A 1,345-nucleotide genomic window follows, 5' to 3' on the forward strand; every position below is an offset into this window, starting at 1 on the left:
AAGCAAAACGCCCTCAGACCAATGATGATCTGAGGGCGGTTTGGGCTGTAGGAGCCTGACGATGACCTACTTTCACACGGGAACCCGCACTATCATCGGCGCAAAGTCGTTTCACTGTCCTGTTCGGGATGGGAAGGAGTGGGACCAACTTGCTATGGTCATCAGGCATAAAGGGTTGCTGTCGAGCATTGTGTGCAGGACGGCGAATTCATAGAGCAAATCAGCTTGTGTGTTTGATTGCGTCACTTGGCATAACAACTTGACGGATTTGTCAAAGTTATAGGGTCAAGCCGCACGAGCAATTAGTACTGGTTAGCTTAAGCGCTTGCACGCCTTCCACACCCAGCCTATCAACGTCCTGGTCTTGAACGACTCTTCAGGGGGCTCGAGGCCCCGGCAGATCTCATCTTGAAACGAGTTTCCCGCTTAGATGCTTTCAGCGGTTATCTCTTCCACACTTAGCTACTCGGCAATGCCACTGGCGTGACAACCGATACACCAGAGGTGTGTCCACTCCGGTCCTCTCGTACTAGGAGCAGGCTTCCTCAAATCTGCAGCGCCCACGGAAGATAGGGACCAAACTGTCTCACGACGTTTTAAACCCAGCTCACGTACCTCTTTAAATGGCGAACAGCCATACCCTTGGGACCGGCTACAGCCCCAGGATGAGATGAGCCGACATCGAGGTGCCAAACACCGCCGTCGATATGAACTCTTGGGCGGTATCAGCCTGTTATCCCCAGAGTACCTTTTATCCGTTGAGCGATGGCCCTTCCATACAGAACCACCGGATCACTATGTCCTGCTTTCGCATCTGCTCGACTTGTCAGTCTCGCAGTTAAGCACGCTTATGCCATTGCACTATTAGCACGATGTCCGACCGTACCTAGCGTACCTTCGAACTCCTCCGTTACGCTTTGGGAGGAGACCGCCCCAGTCAAACTGCCTACCATGCACTGTCCCCGATCCCGATAAGGGACCTAGGTTAGAACCTCAAACGCACCAGGGTGGTATTTCAACGTTGGCTCCATGAGAACTAGCGTCCTCACTTCAAAGCCTCCCACCTATCCTACACAGATCCGTTCAAAGTCCAATACAAAGCTACAGTAAAGGTTCATGGGGTCTTTCCGTCTTTCCGCGGGGAGATTGCATCATCACAAACATTTCAACTTCGCTGAGTCTCAGGAGGAGACAGTGTGGCCATCGTTACGCCATTCGTGCAGGTCGGAACTTACCCGACAAGGAATTTCGCTACCTTAGGACCGTTATAGTTACGGCCGCCGTTTACTGGGACTTCAATCAAGAGCTTGCACCCCATCATTTAATCTTCCAGCACCGGGCAGGC

The 1,345-nt window shown here is 52.3% G+C and carries 2 rRNA genes; both read right to left on the bottom strand.

What is annotated here, in order from left to right:
- Positions 1 to 53: 53 nt before the first annotated feature.
- Positions 54 to 166: ribosomal RNA gene (gene rrf, locus BLR99_RS22155) — 5S ribosomal RNA — on the bottom strand.
- A gap of 115 nt (positions 167 to 281) precedes the next feature.
- Positions 282 to 1,345: ribosomal RNA gene (locus BLR99_RS22160) — 23S ribosomal RNA — on the bottom strand; the annotation flags it as partial.

This window comes from Paracidovorax citrulli (genome assembly GCF_900100305.1).
In the GTDB taxonomy this organism is placed as follows: Bacteria; Pseudomonadota; Gammaproteobacteria; order Burkholderiales; family Burkholderiaceae_C; genus Paracidovorax; species Paracidovorax citrulli.